Here is a 15712-nt window from a genome sequence, read left to right as displayed (position 1 = left end):
CTCCCCATACCCCTTTCCCCTAAATCCTTTCTATGAAGAAAAACCTAATCACTCTACTAAGCGTATTTGCGCTGGGCTTTCAACTCGCTCATGCGCAACAATATAGCGTTGTCATCAAAGGAGGGCGCGTTATTGATCCTAAAAACAATATAGATGCCATTATGGATGTGGCGCTGAAAGGCGATACGATTATGAGTGTTGCCAAGAATATTGACCCTAAAGAAGGTAGGCAGGTTGTCAATGCCAAAGGTCTTATTGTTTCGCCGGGATTGATCGATATGCACTCGCACAACTTCTATGGCACGAAAATGGACCAGACATATAGCAACGGACCTAATGCCCTTGCGCCAGACGGTTTCACTTTCCGGACCGGAGTAACGACCGTAGTCGACGCCGGATGTTCTGGTTGGAAATCATTTCCTGACTTCAAAAAACAGACGATTGACATATCTAAGACACGTGTTCTGGCTTTCCTGAATATTGTTGGAGAAGGTATGCGTGGTGGTACATATGAGCAAAATATTGACGATATGGACGCTGCAGCAACCGCCAAAGTGGCAAAGGAAAACCCGGACTATGTGGTCGGCGTGAAGCTGGCTCACTATAACGGCTATAATTGGACACCAACCGCGAGAGCTGTTGAAGCTGGCAAAATGGCTAATATTCCTGTGATGATCGACTTTGGTGGTAGCAATCCTGTGCTGCCATTAGAAGAACTTTTTACAAAATACTTACGCCCCGGCGACATTTTCACACACTGTTTTGGACAGCTTTCCAGCCGCGAACCTATCGTCGACGTAGCTACTGGTAAAGTAAAGCCTTTTGTATATGAAGCGCGTAAAAAGGGTATCATTTTTGATGTGGGATATGGCGGTATCAGCTTCGCTTTTTCGCAGGCCATCCCGGCGGTTAAAAGCGGATTCTATCCAAACACGATCAGTACGGATATCCATACAGGCAGCATGAACAACGCGATGAAGGATATGCTGAACGTGATGTCTAAATTCCTGGCGATGGGTATGGATCTCAAAAGTGTGATCAAAGCAAGTACGTGGGCGCCGGCACAGGCTATTCACCGTGAAGAGCTTGGAAATCTGTCAGTTGGGTCAAGAGCAGACATCTCAATTTTACGCATTCTGGATGGCAAATTTCAGTTGAACGATACCGGAACATTTGGTTTTTGGGATTATACAGGAACCAAAATTCAGGGAAAACAGAAGCTTGAGGCGGAAGTTACCATCCGTGCGGGTAAGGTCGTGTACGACCTGAACGGCCTGACGGAACCGCTCGTGTTGACCAAAAAATAATATGAATTCCGAATTTTTTAATTGTAATTATATTCTGACGATGTTTTCGACCGGTGCGTTTGTTTCAAGCGTTCCGGTTTCATTTTCTTTTTAAAACGCAGAGTAAAGTTGAGTTCTGCGCAGTGTTCGCGGAGTTTTTCTTTGCTTACTTTGCGAAAATCTTACCTGCCTTGCGTGAAATATTCTTTCTATCGCAAGAGAGAACTAAAAACTAACAGCTAATTACTAACAGCTAGAAAAATGAAATTAAGAGCACTAACCATAATAGCAGCCGCATGTATGTCCTGCGGTATTTCGATTCTGAAAGCACAAACGATTCCCAAAGAAGAGTTGATTTTCCTTACCTCTGAATGGAAAGGAGAAAGATTCGCCGACGGGCGTCCGAAAGTATCTGACGATCTTGTCCGTCGGGTAAAAGATATAAACATTGAAGAAGCCTGGGTGGTACTCCAGAACGAAGGCTACAATTGTCAGTTTGATGGTAACTGGAAAATGATCAACGATATCACCGTGTCGGGACGTGCGCTAACCGCACAATTTATGCCGTCCAGACCTGATTTGGAAAAGAGTATCAAAGACCGGGGAAATAAAAACGGCCGCGCTGGCAACACTAATTCCTGGCCGATCGAGCAACTTTCGAAAGGTGACGTATATGTGGCCGATGGCTTTGGGAAGATTGCCCAGGGAACTTTGATCGGTGATAATCTTGGTAATTCTATCTTCTCCAAAACAGGGAATGGAGTCATTTTTGACGCGTCTGCAAGAGATTTGGACGGACTTTCGAAAATTACCGGGTTCAATGCTTTCGTGAGAGATTTTGATCCTTCCTACTTAAAAGATGTGGTGCTGACTGGATTGAATACGCCTATCCGCATTGGACGCGCAATTGTTTTACCGGGAGATCTGGTATTGGCAAAAAAAGAGGGCGTGATTTTCATACCAGCCCATATGGCTGAGAAAGTGATTCTGACAGCAGAATTCCTTTCGATCCGCGACAAATTTGCCATTCAAATGTTGAAGGAAGGCAAATATCAACCCGGCCAGATCGACAACCAGTGGACTGATGCTTTGAAAGAAGACTTCCTTAGATGGCTCGACAAAAATCCAAAGGAAATACCAATGAAACGTTCAGAACTGGATGAGTATATGAAAAAGCGGACGTGGTAACGGGTTTAGGGCATAGGGCTTGGGGTAAGGGGCGCACGCGGGTCGTTAACCGTTTGACCATTTTGATCATTAACCATTGACCCTTTCCGCCAAGTAAGAACACTTACCAAGCAGTCTTTTGAAGATTATCCATTGACAACTCATTTTTAAGAAACTGGCTGATGACCGGCCAGTTAATTTTATATCTATTTTTCGTTTGCACAATAACAATAAAAACATGAATATTTATAAGTTACTATTAGGATTGGCGTTTGCTTCTCTATTGGTTGCGTTATTTATGGCCCTATCGGGAAATTTGCCGGCAGCGGGCCCATTTTTCATTGCTTTCTTTCTTTTGATGGCCTTTGGTTTCCGGGGATTTGAAAAACTCAAAGGCTTTACATATACCACCGTTATTTTTGCCGCTGTAACAACCGCCTTGTATTATCCGCAATATTTTCAGCAATATAACGGGTTCAAACTTGCGACTTTGATCACCCCTTTAATCCAGATCATCATGTTTGGAATGGGTACTTCGATGAGTTTCGGCGATTTTGTTGGGGTAGTGAAAATGCCAAAAGGGGTATTCATTGGTGTAGTCAGCCACTTTATCATTATGCCAACTATCGGGTATACGTTAGCCAGCATCAGTGGCTTTCCACCTGAAATAGCAGCCGGAATTATCCTGATCGGTTGCTCCCCCAATGGTATGGCATCGAATGTAATATCATATCTGGCCAAAGCAAATCTGGCGCTCTCGATCACCATCACCGCGATCTCGACGATGTTGGCTCCACTGGTAACGCCACTTCTGATGAAAACGCTCGCAGGTGCTTTTGTTGAAATTGATACCTTGCATATGATGTGGGATATCATCAAAATGGTGATTATTCCAATAGGTGCAGGACTGATATTCAATAAGTTATTCAGCGGAAAAGCAAAATGGCTTGACGATTTGATGCCGTTGGTATCGATGGGCGGTATTGCCTTTATCATCGTCATCATCACCGCAGCCGGACGCGACAGTCTGTTAAGTATCGGACCGATGTTGTTGTTATTGGTTTTGGTTCACAATCTATCAGGATATACACTGGGATATTGGTCAGGCAGGTTATTTAAAATGTCGGAACGTGATTGCCGCACAATTGCTATTGAGGTAGGTATGCAGAATGGCGGTCTGGCATCAGGGATTGCAAAGGAAATGGGCAAAATGGCCACTGTTGGTCTTGCACCTGCTATTTTCGGGCCTTTGATGAATATTACGGGTTCGATCCTTGCGTCGTGGTGGCAGGGAAAACCAACGGGCGACGAAGAAACTTATGTAGAGACGGGGAGACCGCATTGATATATTAGCATAAAAAAGCCGGATGGATCACAATCGTGAATTCATCCGGCTTTTTCATATGTTCGATATTAAATTCTTCGTGCCCTTGTGGTAAAACACCTCATTCTAAAAGCAACTGCATGAATACCAGATCAAGCCATTGATCAAATTTATAAGCCACTTCCTTCAGATATCCTTTTTCGACAAAGCCATGTTTCTTATGAAACTCAATGCTTCCACGGTTTGCAGCATCTATGCCTGCAATCATGGTATGCAAGCCTTGTTCACGCGCACGGTATATCAGCCCGACTAACAGTTTACCACCAACTCCCATTCCCCTCGATTTTTCATCAAGATAAATAGAATGTTCTACGCTGAATTGATAGCCTATTTTAGGTCGAAATATATTGTAAGAGCCATATCCGATCACCTCTCCTTCCACATCTGCCACAATGATGGGCATCCCAGATTCGAGTGTTTTATCAAACCATGCCGTCTGCTCTTCAAGCGTTCTTTCGTCGTAATCGTAGATAGCGGTGGATGTCTTGATTGTGTCATTGATAATCTCCAATAAAGTCGGTAAATCGTGCTTTGTGGCGTTTCTGATTTTAAGCTCCATCAATGTATTCTCAGTATTTCGGTGTTATCGTCGAGTTAACAGGTTGTGAATAAAATAAACCTCTTTCATTTCACATTTGCTAACAAAAACTCAATTAGTCAGGATAGCGTTCTGAAGCTCAAATTTATTCTATAATTACCAAACTATATTAATACTTGCGGATATTATTATAAAGTTGATCACGCAGATTTTTTATCTACATTAATTTCCAATAGTTTTACCAGCGCTTTAGGGGTGTCCACAGTTGTGGTCTGAGATTATACCCTTTGAACCTGATGCAGTTCATACTGCCGAAGGAAAAAGTAATGTACGCCTATAACCGTACTCGTCTTTCTCTTAGGGTTTAAAACTCCATTCCTGAAGCTTAACTTTTCGCAGCTAACGAATGGAGGTCCTGATCAACAATCAGTTACAGATAGTTCAGAGTAACGCAACAATCCTTTCGATCCTTTCCGATTTATTTCCGGGCTCATTAAAAGGGGTAGCCGTGGCCGTCAACAACGAAGTTGTCCTCCGCGCCGAGTGGAATACTATTTTTCTGAAATCCACTGACAAAGTAAGTATCATAAGAGCTACCCAAGGCGGATAAGATGGAGTTAGTCGTGATCTCATCGCCCGATCCCGTCCCTTTCGAAGGTGTAATTATCAATCGCCTTTTCGAGAGCGGCCTTTCGTTCTTTCATATCCGAAAACCGGATATACGCCCGAAAGAATTATTGACGCTATTGCTAACTATTAGGGTTGAGTTCTGGCCTATGATCGCGTGGCATCAGCAACACGACATGGCAATTTCAATGGGATCGAAGAGGTTACATTTTACTGAGCGGTTGCGCAAGATGACTGATTTGAATAGGCTTGAGCAACGAAAAAATGAAGGTTTCATTTTAAGCACTTCCATTCATCACATTTCGGAGCTCGACGATATCATGCATTTTGATTACGCGTTTTACGGACCCGTGTTTAACAGCATTTCAAAGCCAGGCTATGAACCTTCCCTGACCGATGATTTCGTGATTGACAAATCAGGTAAATCGACCAAAGTATTTGCACTGAGTGGGGTCACCGAAGCTAATATAGATCAAGTTCGTAAAATGAATTTCGATGGAGCAGGATTGCTGGGCGCGATATGGAACGATCCCGAGCATGCTGTCGACACGTTCAAAAATATCCAAGAAATCATTAAAAACTAGGTAAAGCATTGATAAACAAACTCCACTTCATTTCAAATCAAACAGCCGAGCGTGGTCACCTTGAAAGCATATCACTTGCGCTCCGCGGAGGATGCAGGTTGATTCAACTCAGGGTCAAAAACCATCCTTTCGAAGATTTATTGGATATGGCTCACCAGGCAAAAACCATGTGCGATGAATTTGACGCGAAATTAGTAATCAATGATTACCCTCAAATCGCGAGAGAGGTAAATGCATATGGCCTTCATCTCGGCTTGGAAGACATGCCTGTTGCCGAAGCCCGTCAAATAGCAGGGAATAATATCATCATCGGCGGCACCGCCAACACCTGGGAGCACCTGTTGCTTCGAATTTCAGAAAGTGTTGATTATGTGGGGATTGGCCCATTGAGATTTACCAATACAAAAAAGAATCTGAGTCCGATATTGGGTTTTGAAGGATATGCTGAAATCGTTGAAAAAATGAAGCAATATAAATTGAATATGCCTCTAATAGCAATTGGCGGCGTGGTGAAGGAGGATATCTCCTTGTTAAAAGAAATTGGAATACACGGTGTAGCTATATCAGGTTCGATCACCAATAGCGACAACCCATCTCAACTTATCTCATTCATAAACAACGCATTATGTTAAAAATAGCAGGTAAAGAATTCAAGTCAAGACTTTTTACCGGGACGGGAAAGTTTAGTTCCGCTACCCTTATGGAAGAATCCATCATTGCCTCGGGCTCGGAACTCGTGACGGTTGCTCTTCGGAGAGTCGATCTTGGGGGTGAGCAAGACAATATACTTTCCTACCTGAATCACGCCCATATCAATTTATTGCCGAATACATCTGGTGTCAGAAATGCAAAGGAGGCAGTTTTTGCTGCTCAGCTCGCGAGAGAAGCTCTGGAAACAAATTGGCTTAAACTTGAGATTCATCCCGATCCAAAATACCTCATGCCCGATGCAATTGAAACACTGAAGGCAACGGAAGAACTCGCCAAACTCGGATTTGTAATTTTGCCATATATCCATGCAGATCCGGTTTTGTGTAAAAGACTGGAGGACTCTGGAGCAGCGGCTGTTATGCCTTTAGGCTCCCCTATTGGCAGCAATAAGGGCTTGAAAACGATTGACTTTCTGGAGATTATTATTGAACAAAGTAAAATACCAGTAGTCGTCGATGCAGGAATCGGAGCTCCTTCTGACGCAGCCAAAGCAATGGAAATCGGAGCTGATGCGGTTTTGGTCAATACTGCCATTGCCGTTTCAGAAAATCCGGTTGCGATGGCCACTGCTTTCAAATTAGCCATTGAAGCCGGAAGAATGGCTTTTGAAGCACGGCTTGCCCCGAAAAGTAATCATGCCCTGGCCAGTAGCCCATTCACTTCATTCTTAGACGATGACTTTTAGAGCAGAATTTGAAAAAACGGGCTGGGACTCTGTAAAGGAAAGTATATATGCCAAGTCAGCCACGGATGTTGAAAGAGCACTTTGTGCACCTAAACGCACACTGGAAGATTTCAAAGCTTTGATTTCTCCCGCCGCAGTACCCTATCTTGAAGAAATGGCGCAGCTCAGTCACCGGCTTACGCAAAAACGATTTGGAAAAACGATACAAATGTATGTGCCGTTGTATTTGTCCAATGAGTGCACCAATATATGTACCTATTGCGGGTTTAGTCTCGATAATAAAGTGCGGCGTAAAACGCTTACTGAGCAGGAGATATTACGGGAAGTGCAGGCTATAAAAAAGCTTGGATATGAGCACGTGCTGCTCGTAACGGGTGAGGCCAATCAAACTGTTCACGTTGAATATTTCAAAAAAGCACTGGACGTCATCAAGCCACATTTTGACCAGATATCGATGGAAATCCAGCCGCTTGATTTGGATGAATATCGCGAGTTGATCACAATAGGCGTGAATTCTGTTTTGGTATATCAGGAAACTTACCATCAGGAAGACTACAAAAAGCATCATCCGAAAGGAAAAAAATCTAACTTTAACTACCGGTTGGAAACGCCCGACCGATTAGGACAGGCTGGTATTCACAAAATCGGATTGGGCGTATTGATTGGGCTGGAAGACTGGCGAACAGACAGCTTTTTTACGGCGATGCATCTGGGATATCTGGAACGTACTTACTGGCAGACGCGTTATAGTTTGTCGTTCCCAAGGCTTCGTCCTTTTTCGGGAGGACTGGAGCCGAAAGTAGAAATGAGCGATCGTGAATTAGTGCAGTTGATATGCGCCTACCGGATTCTGAATGAGGAAGTTGAAATTTCCTTATCGACCCGTGAATCGCAGAAATTCAGAGACCACTGTATCGCACTGGGGATTACATCCATCAGCGCGGGTTCCAAAACCAATCCGGGTGGGTATATTGTAGAGCCGGAGTCATTGGAACAGTTTGAGATTTCCGACGAACGATCGCCAGCCGAAATCGCCGAAATGATCAGAAAAAAGGGATATGAACCCGTTTGGAAAGATTGGGACAGGGTTTTACAAATGAGTTAAAAGATGCAACCAGAAGAGCGTAAAAGATATAGCAGACAGATCATCATGCCGGAAATCGGCCTGGAAGGTCAGGAAAAATTACTGGCCGCCAAAGTACTTGTCGTAGGTGCTGGTGGCTTGGGGTGTCCGGTTCTGCAATATTTAACGGCTGCGGGTGTGGGTACGCTCGGGATAGTGGACGATGACATGGTGGATATCAGCAACTTACACCGACAAATTCTTTATTCGGCGGATGATATCGGAAAAAGCAAATCAACAACCGCTGCGGCTAAACTTGCCATATTAAATCCTTTCACGACATTCCTGCCCATATCGCAACGCATTGATGAAAAAAATGCCAGGGATATTATCAAAGATTTTGATTTTGTTATCGACGGCTCAGACAACTTTCCGACGCGATATGTGTTAAACGACGCGTGTGTAGCGCTTAATAAACCCTGGGTTTTTGGCTCTATACTCCGTTTCGAAGGTCAGGTTTCGGTTTTTAATTATCAAAATGGGCCATCCTACCGCTCCCTTTTCCCCGATGCCGAAGAAGGTGAGAACTGTGCGGAAGCGGGGGTTCTTGGTATTTTGCCAGGCATTATAGGTACCTATATGGCGAATGAAGCGGTGAAAATCATATGTGGTGCAGGTGAAACTTTGTCTGGTAAACTGATGATCATTAACACCTTAACCAACGAAACAAATATCTTCAAATTTGGATCTTTGACTGCGCCCCTCCACCCCGCTCCCATTCTGAAAAAGGAAAGTAAGGACGCCGAAGAAATAGCACTGGAAGAATTTGAACACATTTCTGAGAACAAGCCGGATGACTATTTTTTGGTGGATGTCCGGGAAGAATATGAATTTGAAGAAGATGCAATCGGCGGAATTAACATTCCTTTACCTGATTTGTCAGAAAACTTAGACCAGATACCTTCCGACAAAATCATAGTATTTTACTGCAGGAGCGGAAAGCGAAGTTTAAATGCCGCAAATCTTCTTCAAAAAACCGGATATTCGGGGGAAGTTTTCTGGATGAAGGCGTAGCAACGCGGCTCAATCCTGTCCTAAATGCGATATTATCCATCATAAAACCACCCTCCTGACCGAAAATAAGTACTTTTGCTAAATCACTCTTGAACCCTGCTATGATATCTGATTTTGGCACCATATTGCTTTTCATAATTTGCGGAATAGCGTTCATCGTAACCATGCTGATGATTGCCAAGTTTCTGCGCCCGTCAAGACCCAACGAGGAAAAACTGACAACTTATGAGTCGGGTGAAGATCCGACAGGAAATGCCAATGTGCAGTTCAACGTCCGGTTTTATGTCGTAGCGCTGATATTCGTTCTTTTCGAGGTGGAATTACTGTTTCTTTTCCCGTGGTCAGTTGTCTTTGGAAACGAAGATTTAATTGCCCAAACAAATGGTCAATGGGGCTGGTTTGCAATGGCTGAAATGACGGTCTTTGTCGGTATATTGATATTAGGTCTGGCATATGCCTGGGCAAAAGGATATCTGGACTGGGTACGTCCTACGCCACGCATACCTGAAGTTAACTCACCCGTACCCAGCGACCTTTATCAGGCTGTAAACGAGCGATATGAACGAAAAAAGTGATTGTTTTTCATGAGTTATAATATGAAAAGAGGCTGCCGGTCAAATGCCCGGGAGCCTTTTTTCATATTACTATATTGCCTTTTTACATCAATGCATCGAAAATTTCGGAACGAGCACCACTCCGATCTGCGCGTAGAGTTGATTTGGTTTGAACTCAGCCATGTCGTTTATCTGCGAGTTCTCGCCTCTCCACTGGCCTGTAGTATAGACAGGAAGTTGATAAGTAAGTTTCCCGCTGATATAGAATTTGCTCAGTTTTTTGGGGAAAATATTGGCTTTATAATCAACTCCGCCACCCACAGACGCATTCAACGCTCCTGAATAAAGTTTTATGGCCAGATACTTCGACGGATCGGAGGTAATCGCAGCCAGACTCGCAGAGTAGTTGCTCTTGATGTTCATTTGATATCCCATCAAATCCAGGCCAATGGGAATAAAGACATTCCAGTGTTTGGTATTAACCAACTTCGGGCCAGTGACAAAACCAACTCCAAAGCCCATTAACGTAGCTCGTTTTTTATCCAATTCGTTGTCATCTTTGTTTGAGGTCATGAAAATTAACCGACCCTCACTTATCCAACGTGCACTCTCCCTTCTCCGCGCAAGCACCAGCGAGTTCATCGCGTTTTTAAAGGGCTCGATGTTACGTGTATTCAGCGACTTTCGCATACTGGTCATGCTGCTGTTGTTCAGCAATCCGGTTTCGAAATAAATAGCAAAGCCAGTAGAGTGCTTGCTTTCGGTCGAGTCAGACTGGGCTTTTGCCTGGTGAAAAATTAGTAATGAAAGCAGAACAGAGTAAACAATTAAATTTTTCATATTAATATAACTTGATTAGGAGTTTGCGCCTGAAGCCTTGATAAGCATGTGAAGCTACCTGGACAACACTCTTGGATACGTTCAATTATATATACTTTTGTAAAACGCAAATTGTTGCAGTTTTCTGATCCCTCCTCCAAAACGAGGCCGGTGAAATTGTTTTTCAATTGCCTGATCCGGATTTTCACAATCAATAACACGCTGTAAAAGAGCACTTCACAACTCAAATCTCAATTTTTAAGCTGAAATCGAATTTTATTGAATATTTTCAGGTTCAATTAAATGGTGATTAAAATTTCCTAGAACATGACCGAAAGAATCAAAACCGGAGACGGAGGTATTATTCTTACCAACGCTGAAGACCTGATGAACTGGGCCCGGTTATCTTCTTTGTGGCCTATGGGCTTTGGTTTGGCTTGTTGCGCGATAGAAATGATGGCCGCATATGCCTCCAATTATGATTTGGAAAGATTCGGTATTTTACCACGACCTTCCCCTCGGCAGTCTGATGTGATGATCGTAGCGGGAACTGTCACCTTCCGTATGGCTGATCGTATACGAAGGCTTTACGAGCAAATGCCTGAGCCACGCTATGTTATTTCAATGGGAAGCTGCTCTAATTGTGGCGGGCCTTATTGGGAACATGGATATCATGTGGTAAAAGGCGTTGATCGCATTATTCCGGTCGATATATATGTACCTGGCTGCCCTCCCCGACCTGAGGCACTCATTGGCGGGTTTATGAAACTGCAGGAAAAAATTCGTGGTGAACATCCCTTTGCACCGGAATTATTTCTTGAAATGCAGGCGGAAACAAATGAAGCAGCTCAGAAAGTGGCAGTTTAAGATTTCGATATGACTTTTGACGATATACATGAAATATTGATTGACGCCTTCCCGGAAGGAATAGTCGATTCAAACAACAAGGCAATTCAGCCGTTTATTGAAATTCAGACGGAACAAGTCGCTGAGATTTGCCAGTTTTTGTATACCGACAACCGGCTTTTCTTTGATTTTCTAGCTTGTATCACCGCAATAGATAACGGCCCGGGTCTGGCGACGATGGAGGTGATATACAATCTCAGATCCATTCCATATCACCTTGATCTGACATTAAAAACGATTTTTCCGAGGAATCCGGAAGGTCATGATTTGCCAGTCGTCCCTTCGGTGAGCCATATCTGGAAAACAGCGGAATGGCATGAAAGAGAAGCATATGACCTCTTGGGAATCCGGTTTGAGGGCAATCCCGATCTGCGACGAATCCTTTTGCCGGAAGATTGGGAAGGGCATCCGCTTCGAAAAGATTACCATGCTCAAGAAAAATACCACGGAATTTATGTTCGTTATGGGGACGGCAGTCCACAGATGGATGGCCGTGAGTAGGTTGGATTTATAAACATGTGTTAAATCTGCAGGTGCAGCGGGCAAATCAGGAAGTGAAATTTGTTTGGCAAGCAAACGCTCACTATTTTTCGCTATAAAAATCCTGACAATGTTTAAATATTTGGCCCTGTTATTGGCGCTTTGCACACTTAGTAATTTGAATTCATATGCTCAGACCGACTCTCTGATCATAAAAGGTCAAATGCTGAATCTCAATGGACGACTTTACCGACAGGCTCCGTCTGTCACATTTTCCAGAAACAATATATTACTTCCTCAATCCGAGCTATCCAGGCAGGCTCCCCTGCAGCCCGACGGGAGCTTTCGAATATCATTACCGATTATTTATTCGAAAGAAGAAATCTATGTAGATTACGGTGGCCGTGCCTTTACTTCCTTTCTAGGGTCTGCAGGAGAAGTCAATATCACCTTTAATGGCGACTCCCTGGGCAAAGCAAAAAGGATATTTTACTTCTCCGGCGTGAATGCCGGGGCGAATAATGCCTATTTTCAGTATAAAGAGGAAGAGAAAAAGCAGTTTGAAGCGGATAAAATACTGGGTGTTAATTTTTACAAGACATTTTGGGACAAAAGTCTCAAAGACGCTGCTTCGTCCGCCGGCTCAAGAGCTATCTGGCGGAAGCAGATTCTGGAAAGACAGTCGTCCGCCATCCCAAAAGATCCAGTTTTCGTTCAATGGATGAATTCAATCGCCGAAGACGAAGAGCGTCAGAACTTACTTGAAGCCGTCCTATCGAGGAATATGCAGACCCAAACCACGGTCGTCAATGAATTAACAAATTTGGTGGCCTGGCCGCTCACTGTCCAAAAGGTTACACTGGGCGATCGTTTCGGCGAATATGCTGATGCAATTCTAAGAGAACAAAACTACCAGCAACCTGGAAAAAAGAATTCTCTTCCCGTTAAAACGATGGCCAATCTATTCTTGGATCACATCAAACCTCTTTCTCCCTCAGAAAGAGAAAAGCTCATGGAGTTGAGTGCAAAAGGTACTTCAGCCCGAAGTGATATCGACTTTCTGAGCTCTTTATTTTCACGCAATGAGACCGAAATAAATGCGCTGTTTGACTTTGAACGTGAAAAAAGAATGTATCATGACATCTTCCAAAATTCTGCTGCGGAATTTCTCGATGCCAGATTTCTGCCCAAGAATTTCTACAAATACACATACAAAAACCAGTTGATGCTAGGTAAGCATATTCAAAAAGGTCTAACAAACCCGCAATTTCAAAAATCCCTGGCCGAGCTTGTTGATCTTGAGGTAAAGGATAGCGTGAATATCAGCAAGTTTGTAAACTTCCGGGCAGTGAGAGATATTCCGGTCGAAGTGGTACCAGGCTATTGGGGGGCTCAGTCAAACGCGCGGGGCGGTACGTGGCTGAACGAGGTCTTTAATACCATGTCGGGCAAAACAATTTATCTTGTTTTATGGAGTATCGATGATGCAAAGAGCCGGGAAAACATGGATCATATGGCCTCCCTTCGTGCGCAACTCCCTTCTGATGTGGAATTTATCTATTTGCATGGCAAAGAACAATCTGAAATTAACGGGGAAGATTTGGTAAAACAATTTGTGATCAGACACCATATGGAAGGAACACATTTGTTCTTAACCCTTGATCAGATGATTGATATCCTATCTTTCAAAATGAGAACTTCCGAAAGCGAAGCATATGCGATTATTAAACCCAATGGTAAATTCCTGACCAGGGACGCTCCACCTCCCAGCGAGCCCGAAAAATTGATTCCACTATTACTTGGTGCGGGAAAATAATCCTTTCACGCTATTTAATACTACACGTTTGGACTGATATGGATTGTTCGAAAAATCTCGTTATCTTATTTCATTCTTTACGGCGCGGATTTTGCGGTATAAAAGGACCATGTATAAATTTTTGACTCTTCTTTTGTTTATCAGCTTTGCTGTTCGCGCGCAGGACCAGGATTCAATTCCTACCAGTACCGTGAATATGGACAGCTTGAGATACACAAACCTGAAGAACAGAATGTATAAAAATAAAGTATCAAAATCTTTATACAAACTGCTTTTCAGAGATGTATACAACAAAGGTAAGGTTACAGAAGTAAAGACCATTGAGACAAATCCTTTCACTGAATTCGAAGGGATGACGATCAACAAAATCATCATCAAGCAACTGGACATGATGGGGCAGTCAGTTTATGACACCGCCAGAGTGGGTAATCGAAGTCAGCAGTTCATCAGCCAGAAACTTCACACCAATACACGGGAAGGAATTATACGAAAATCGTTTTTGCTCTTCAAAGAGGGAGACAAAATCAGTTCAAAGGTACTAAAAGACAATGAACGTCTTTTGCGTACAAACCGGCAAATCGTCGATGCCCGGTTTGTGGTCATCCCCCGTAAAGATTCCACCTGGATGGCCGACGTAATGGTAATTATCCAGGACGCGTGGTCACTCAACTTTGGTGTAGGATATAGCAGCCTCAACAAGTTCCGCTTTAAGGTGGAAAATACCAACGTAGCGGGAACTACCCACTCTCAATTAACTGGTATTCAATGGGATAACCAAGATACCCTTCCCAGATTCCATTTTCGGACGATATATACTGTTCCCTACATTGGCAAGACATTTATCACTGGCCAGGCAACTTTTATATATGAGCGGGACCTGAATCAGCAATCATTTAACTTTTACCGGAACTTCTTAACCACTGAAACCAAATATGCAGGCTCTATCGACGCAGGCCATATTGCGTCACGGCTTTACAAAAGGTCTTTGAAAGATCCCGAATTTGGAAAAAGTTTTTGGGTCAGTTACTATTATTATGACTTCTGGATGGGCCGCGCATTTAAATTTCCTTTCGAGAACAAACTTTTCACCAAAAACTCAAGGTTTGTTGTTGCCTACCGCCACAATAATTATAACTACAGGGACCGACCAGAGGTCACTGCGGACCTCAACAAGAATTATTGGGATAAACGGGCAAACCTGATCAGTCTTGGCTATTCAAACCGAAATTATAAGCGAGATGTCTTGATTTATTCATTTGGACGAACAGAGGACGTTCCCGTTGGTAATTCATTCTCAGTAACTTTTGGACAGGAAAACACTGAATTTGGAATAAGAGGTTATAGCGGTTTTCAGTTTGCTAAAGGTAAATACCTGCCCTGGAACATTGGATATATGTATGCGCTTCTAAACTACGGCAGCTATTTTAAAAGCCGTGAAGCGCAGCAGGGCGTTGTTCATGCTCAACTGAACTATTTCAGCAACCTGATACCTATTAGACAAGGCTTTTTCCGTCAGTTTGTAAATATTAATTATACTAACGGATTCAGTCGCGACACCTTGGATTATCTCAATATCAGCGGAAGCCGGGGAATTCGTGGTCTGAACAGTGACCAGCTAATTGGCACGAAAAATTTTACCATAGGACTGGAATCAGTATTCTTTTCAGACAAAAGCATTCTCGGTTTCCGGATCGCTTATTTTGCCACTATTGATGTTGGACTGGTAAATACACATCCCAGATCCGTCTTTCACGGCCCGGTTTATGCGGGATATGGGATAGGACTCCGGCTTCGTAATGAAAGTTTGGTCATCAGTACACTGCAGCTGCGTTTCAGCTTTTTCCCCAATATCCCAGGCAACTCGGCTCCTTTCAAATTTGCCATTGAGGGAAATACTCCTCTGAGGCTCAGGGACTTTGATATAAGTCAACCCACTATTGTGCCTCTTCAGTAGATGGTTTCGATATGGATCACGTTTCAACTATAGCCGCTCTTATCAAATTATTATTGCAATAATT

Annotated in this window: 16 protein-coding genes and 1 riboswitch; of the genes, 14 read left to right on the top strand and 2 right to left on the bottom strand. The window is 43.4% G+C overall.

Annotated elements, in window-relative coordinates; all coding sequences use genetic code 11:
* The first annotated feature begins 32 nt into the window (after positions 1-32).
* The 3 genes from AC1XUD_RS02110 (at position 33) to AC1XUD_RS02100 (ending at position 3798) form a co-directional block, all read left to right on the top strand.
* Positions 33-1307 carry an amidohydrolase/deacetylase family metallohydrolase gene (locus tag AC1XUD_RS02110; RefSeq protein WP_483359287.1) on the top strand — a complete coding sequence of 425 codons (1275 nt, stop codon included), beginning with the start codon at positions 33-35 and terminating at the stop codon, positions 1305-1307.
* A 279-nt stretch (positions 1308-1586) separates the two neighbouring features.
* Positions 1587-2474 (top strand): RraA family protein, encoded by an 888-nt coding sequence (locus AC1XUD_RS02105; protein ID WP_483359470.1) that lies wholly within the window; start codon positions 1587-1589, stop codon positions 2472-2474.
* A 217-nt stretch (positions 2475-2691) separates the two neighbouring features.
* Positions 2692-3798 carry a bile acid:sodium symporter family protein gene (locus AC1XUD_RS02100; RefSeq protein WP_483359286.1) on the top strand — a complete coding sequence of 369 codons (1107 nt, stop codon included), beginning with the start codon at positions 2692-2694 and terminating at the stop codon, positions 3796-3798.
* 100 nt (positions 3799-3898) lie between these two features.
* Here the strand turns inward: AC1XUD_RS02100 and AC1XUD_RS02095 are convergent, their stop codons facing one another.
* Positions 3899-4396: a GNAT family N-acetyltransferase gene (locus tag AC1XUD_RS02095; RefSeq protein ID WP_483359285.1), complete on the bottom strand. Its 498-nt coding sequence runs from the start codon at positions 4394-4396 to the stop codon at positions 3899-3901.
* Between the two features lie 220 nt (positions 4397-4616).
* A riboswitch (TPP riboswitch) is annotated at positions 4617-4712 on the top strand.
* A gap of 69 nt (positions 4713-4781) precedes the next feature.
* Here AC1XUD_RS02095 and thiS point away from each other — a divergent pair.
* The 7 genes from thiS (at position 4782) to AC1XUD_RS02060 (ending at position 9694) form a co-directional block, all read left to right on the top strand.
* The gene (gene thiS / locus AC1XUD_RS02090; protein ID WP_483359284.1) at positions 4782-4985 is read left to right on the top strand and encodes a sulfur carrier protein ThiS; all 204 of its coding nucleotides are present in this window, start codon (positions 4782-4784) and stop codon (positions 4983-4985) included.
* A 1-nt stretch (position 4986) separates the two neighbouring features.
* The gene (locus tag AC1XUD_RS02085) at positions 4987-5586 is read left to right on the top strand and encodes a thiamine phosphate synthase (protein WP_483359283.1); all 600 of its coding nucleotides are present in this window, start codon (positions 4987-4989) and stop codon (positions 5584-5586) included.
* Between the two features lie 8 nt (positions 5587-5594).
* A complete protein-coding gene (locus AC1XUD_RS02080; protein ID WP_483359282.1) occupies positions 5595-6218 on the top strand; it encodes a thiamine phosphate synthase in 624 nt (207 codons plus the stop codon).
* On the top strand, positions 6212-6982 hold the full coding sequence (locus tag AC1XUD_RS02075) for a HisA/HisF-related TIM barrel protein (protein ID WP_483359281.1): 771 nt from the start codon (positions 6212-6214) through the stop codon (positions 6980-6982). Before AC1XUD_RS02080 ends, AC1XUD_RS02075 begins: the two co-directional genes overlap by 7 nt.
* Positions 6972-8087, top strand: coding sequence for a 2-iminoacetate synthase ThiH (thiH, locus tag AC1XUD_RS02070; RefSeq protein WP_483359280.1), 1116 nt, complete (start codon positions 6972-6974; stop codon positions 8085-8087). The genes AC1XUD_RS02075 and thiH overlap by 11 nt, the downstream gene beginning before the upstream one ends.
* A gap of 3 nt (positions 8088-8090) precedes the next feature.
* A complete protein-coding gene (gene moeB, locus AC1XUD_RS02065) occupies positions 8091-9119 on the top strand; it encodes a molybdopterin-synthase adenylyltransferase MoeB (RefSeq protein ID WP_483359279.1) in 1029 nt (342 codons plus the stop codon).
* Between the two features lie 101 nt (positions 9120-9220).
* Entirely contained in the window at positions 9221-9694 is a 474-nt protein-coding gene (locus AC1XUD_RS02060) for an NADH-quinone oxidoreductase subunit A (RefSeq protein ID WP_483359278.1), read from the top strand.
* A gap of 87 nt (positions 9695-9781) precedes the next feature.
* On the opposite strand, the gene AC1XUD_RS02055 is transcribed toward AC1XUD_RS02060, so the two are convergent.
* A complete protein-coding gene (locus AC1XUD_RS02055; RefSeq protein ID WP_483359277.1) occupies positions 9782-10513 on the bottom strand; it encodes a hypothetical protein in 732 nt (243 codons plus the stop codon).
* Positions 10514-10819: 306 nt separating this feature from the next.
* Here AC1XUD_RS02055 and nuoB point away from each other — a divergent pair, with 306 nt between their 5' ends.
* The 4 genes from nuoB (at position 10820) to AC1XUD_RS02035 (ending at position 15648) form a co-directional block, all read left to right on the top strand.
* The gene (nuoB, locus tag AC1XUD_RS02050; RefSeq protein ID WP_483359276.1) at positions 10820-11359 is read left to right on the top strand and encodes an NADH-quinone oxidoreductase subunit NuoB; all 540 of its coding nucleotides are present in this window, start codon (positions 10820-10822) and stop codon (positions 11357-11359) included.
* A gap of 9 nt (positions 11360-11368) precedes the next feature.
* Positions 11369-11899 (top strand): NADH-quinone oxidoreductase subunit C, encoded by a 531-nt coding sequence (locus AC1XUD_RS02045; RefSeq protein WP_483359275.1) that lies wholly within the window; start codon positions 11369-11371, stop codon positions 11897-11899.
* Positions 11900-12008: 109 nt separating this feature from the next.
* Entirely contained in the window at positions 12009-13694 is a 1686-nt protein-coding gene (locus tag AC1XUD_RS02040) for a hypothetical protein (protein ID WP_483359274.1), read from the top strand.
* A 232-nt stretch (positions 13695-13926) separates the two neighbouring features.
* Positions 13927-15648, top strand: coding sequence for a BamA/TamA family outer membrane protein (locus AC1XUD_RS02035; RefSeq protein WP_483359273.1), 1722 nt, complete (start codon positions 13927-13929; stop codon positions 15646-15648).
* The last annotated feature ends 64 nt before the right edge of the window (positions 15649-15712 follow it).

This window comes from Dyadobacter sp. HNCC25DJ184 (assembly GCF_056895215.1).
This window is presented reverse-complemented; position numbering and strand designations above follow the sequence as displayed.

Coding starts and splice junctions, on each gene's coding strand:
- nuoB (WP_483359276.1), top strand. CDS start 10,820: ATGACCGAAAGAATCAAAACCGGAGACGGAGGTATTATTCTTACCAAC.
- AC1XUD_RS02045 (WP_483359275.1), top strand. CDS start 11,369: ATGACTTTTGACGATATACATGAAATATTGATTGACGCCTTCCCGGAA.
- thiH (WP_483359280.1), top strand. CDS start 6,972: ATGACTTTTAGAGCAGAATTTGAAAAAACGGGCTGGGACTCTGTAAAG.
- AC1XUD_RS02095 (WP_483359285.1), bottom strand. CDS start 4,396: ATGGAGCTTAAAATCAGAAACGCCACAAAGCACGATTTACCGACTTTA.
- moeB (WP_483359279.1), top strand. CDS start 8,091: ATGCAACCAGAAGAGCGTAAAAGATATAGCAGACAGATCATCATGCCG.
- AC1XUD_RS02110 (WP_483359287.1), top strand. CDS start 33: ATGAAGAAAAACCTAATCACTCTACTAAGCGTATTTGCGCTGGGCTTT.
- AC1XUD_RS02040 (WP_483359274.1), top strand. CDS start 12,009: ATGTTTAAATATTTGGCCCTGTTATTGGCGCTTTGCACACTTAGTAAT.
- AC1XUD_RS02035 (WP_483359273.1), top strand. CDS start 13,927: ATGTATAAAAATAAAGTATCAAAATCTTTATACAAACTGCTTTTCAGA.
- AC1XUD_RS02055 (WP_483359277.1), bottom strand. CDS start 10,513: ATGAAAAATTTAATTGTTTACTCTGTTCTGCTTTCATTACTAATTTTT.
- AC1XUD_RS02105 (WP_483359470.1), top strand. CDS start 1,587: ATGTCCTGCGGTATTTCGATTCTGAAAGCACAAACGATTCCCAAAGAA.
- AC1XUD_RS02100 (WP_483359286.1), top strand. CDS start 2,692: ATGAATATTTATAAGTTACTATTAGGATTGGCGTTTGCTTCTCTATTG.
- thiS (WP_483359284.1), top strand. CDS start 4,782: ATGGAGGTCCTGATCAACAATCAGTTACAGATAGTTCAGAGTAACGCA.
- AC1XUD_RS02075 (WP_483359281.1), top strand. CDS start 6,212: ATGTTAAAAATAGCAGGTAAAGAATTCAAGTCAAGACTTTTTACCGGG.
- AC1XUD_RS02085 (WP_483359283.1), top strand. CDS start 4,987: ATGGAGTTAGTCGTGATCTCATCGCCCGATCCCGTCCCTTTCGAAGGT.
- AC1XUD_RS02060 (WP_483359278.1), top strand. CDS start 9,221: ATGATATCTGATTTTGGCACCATATTGCTTTTCATAATTTGCGGAATA.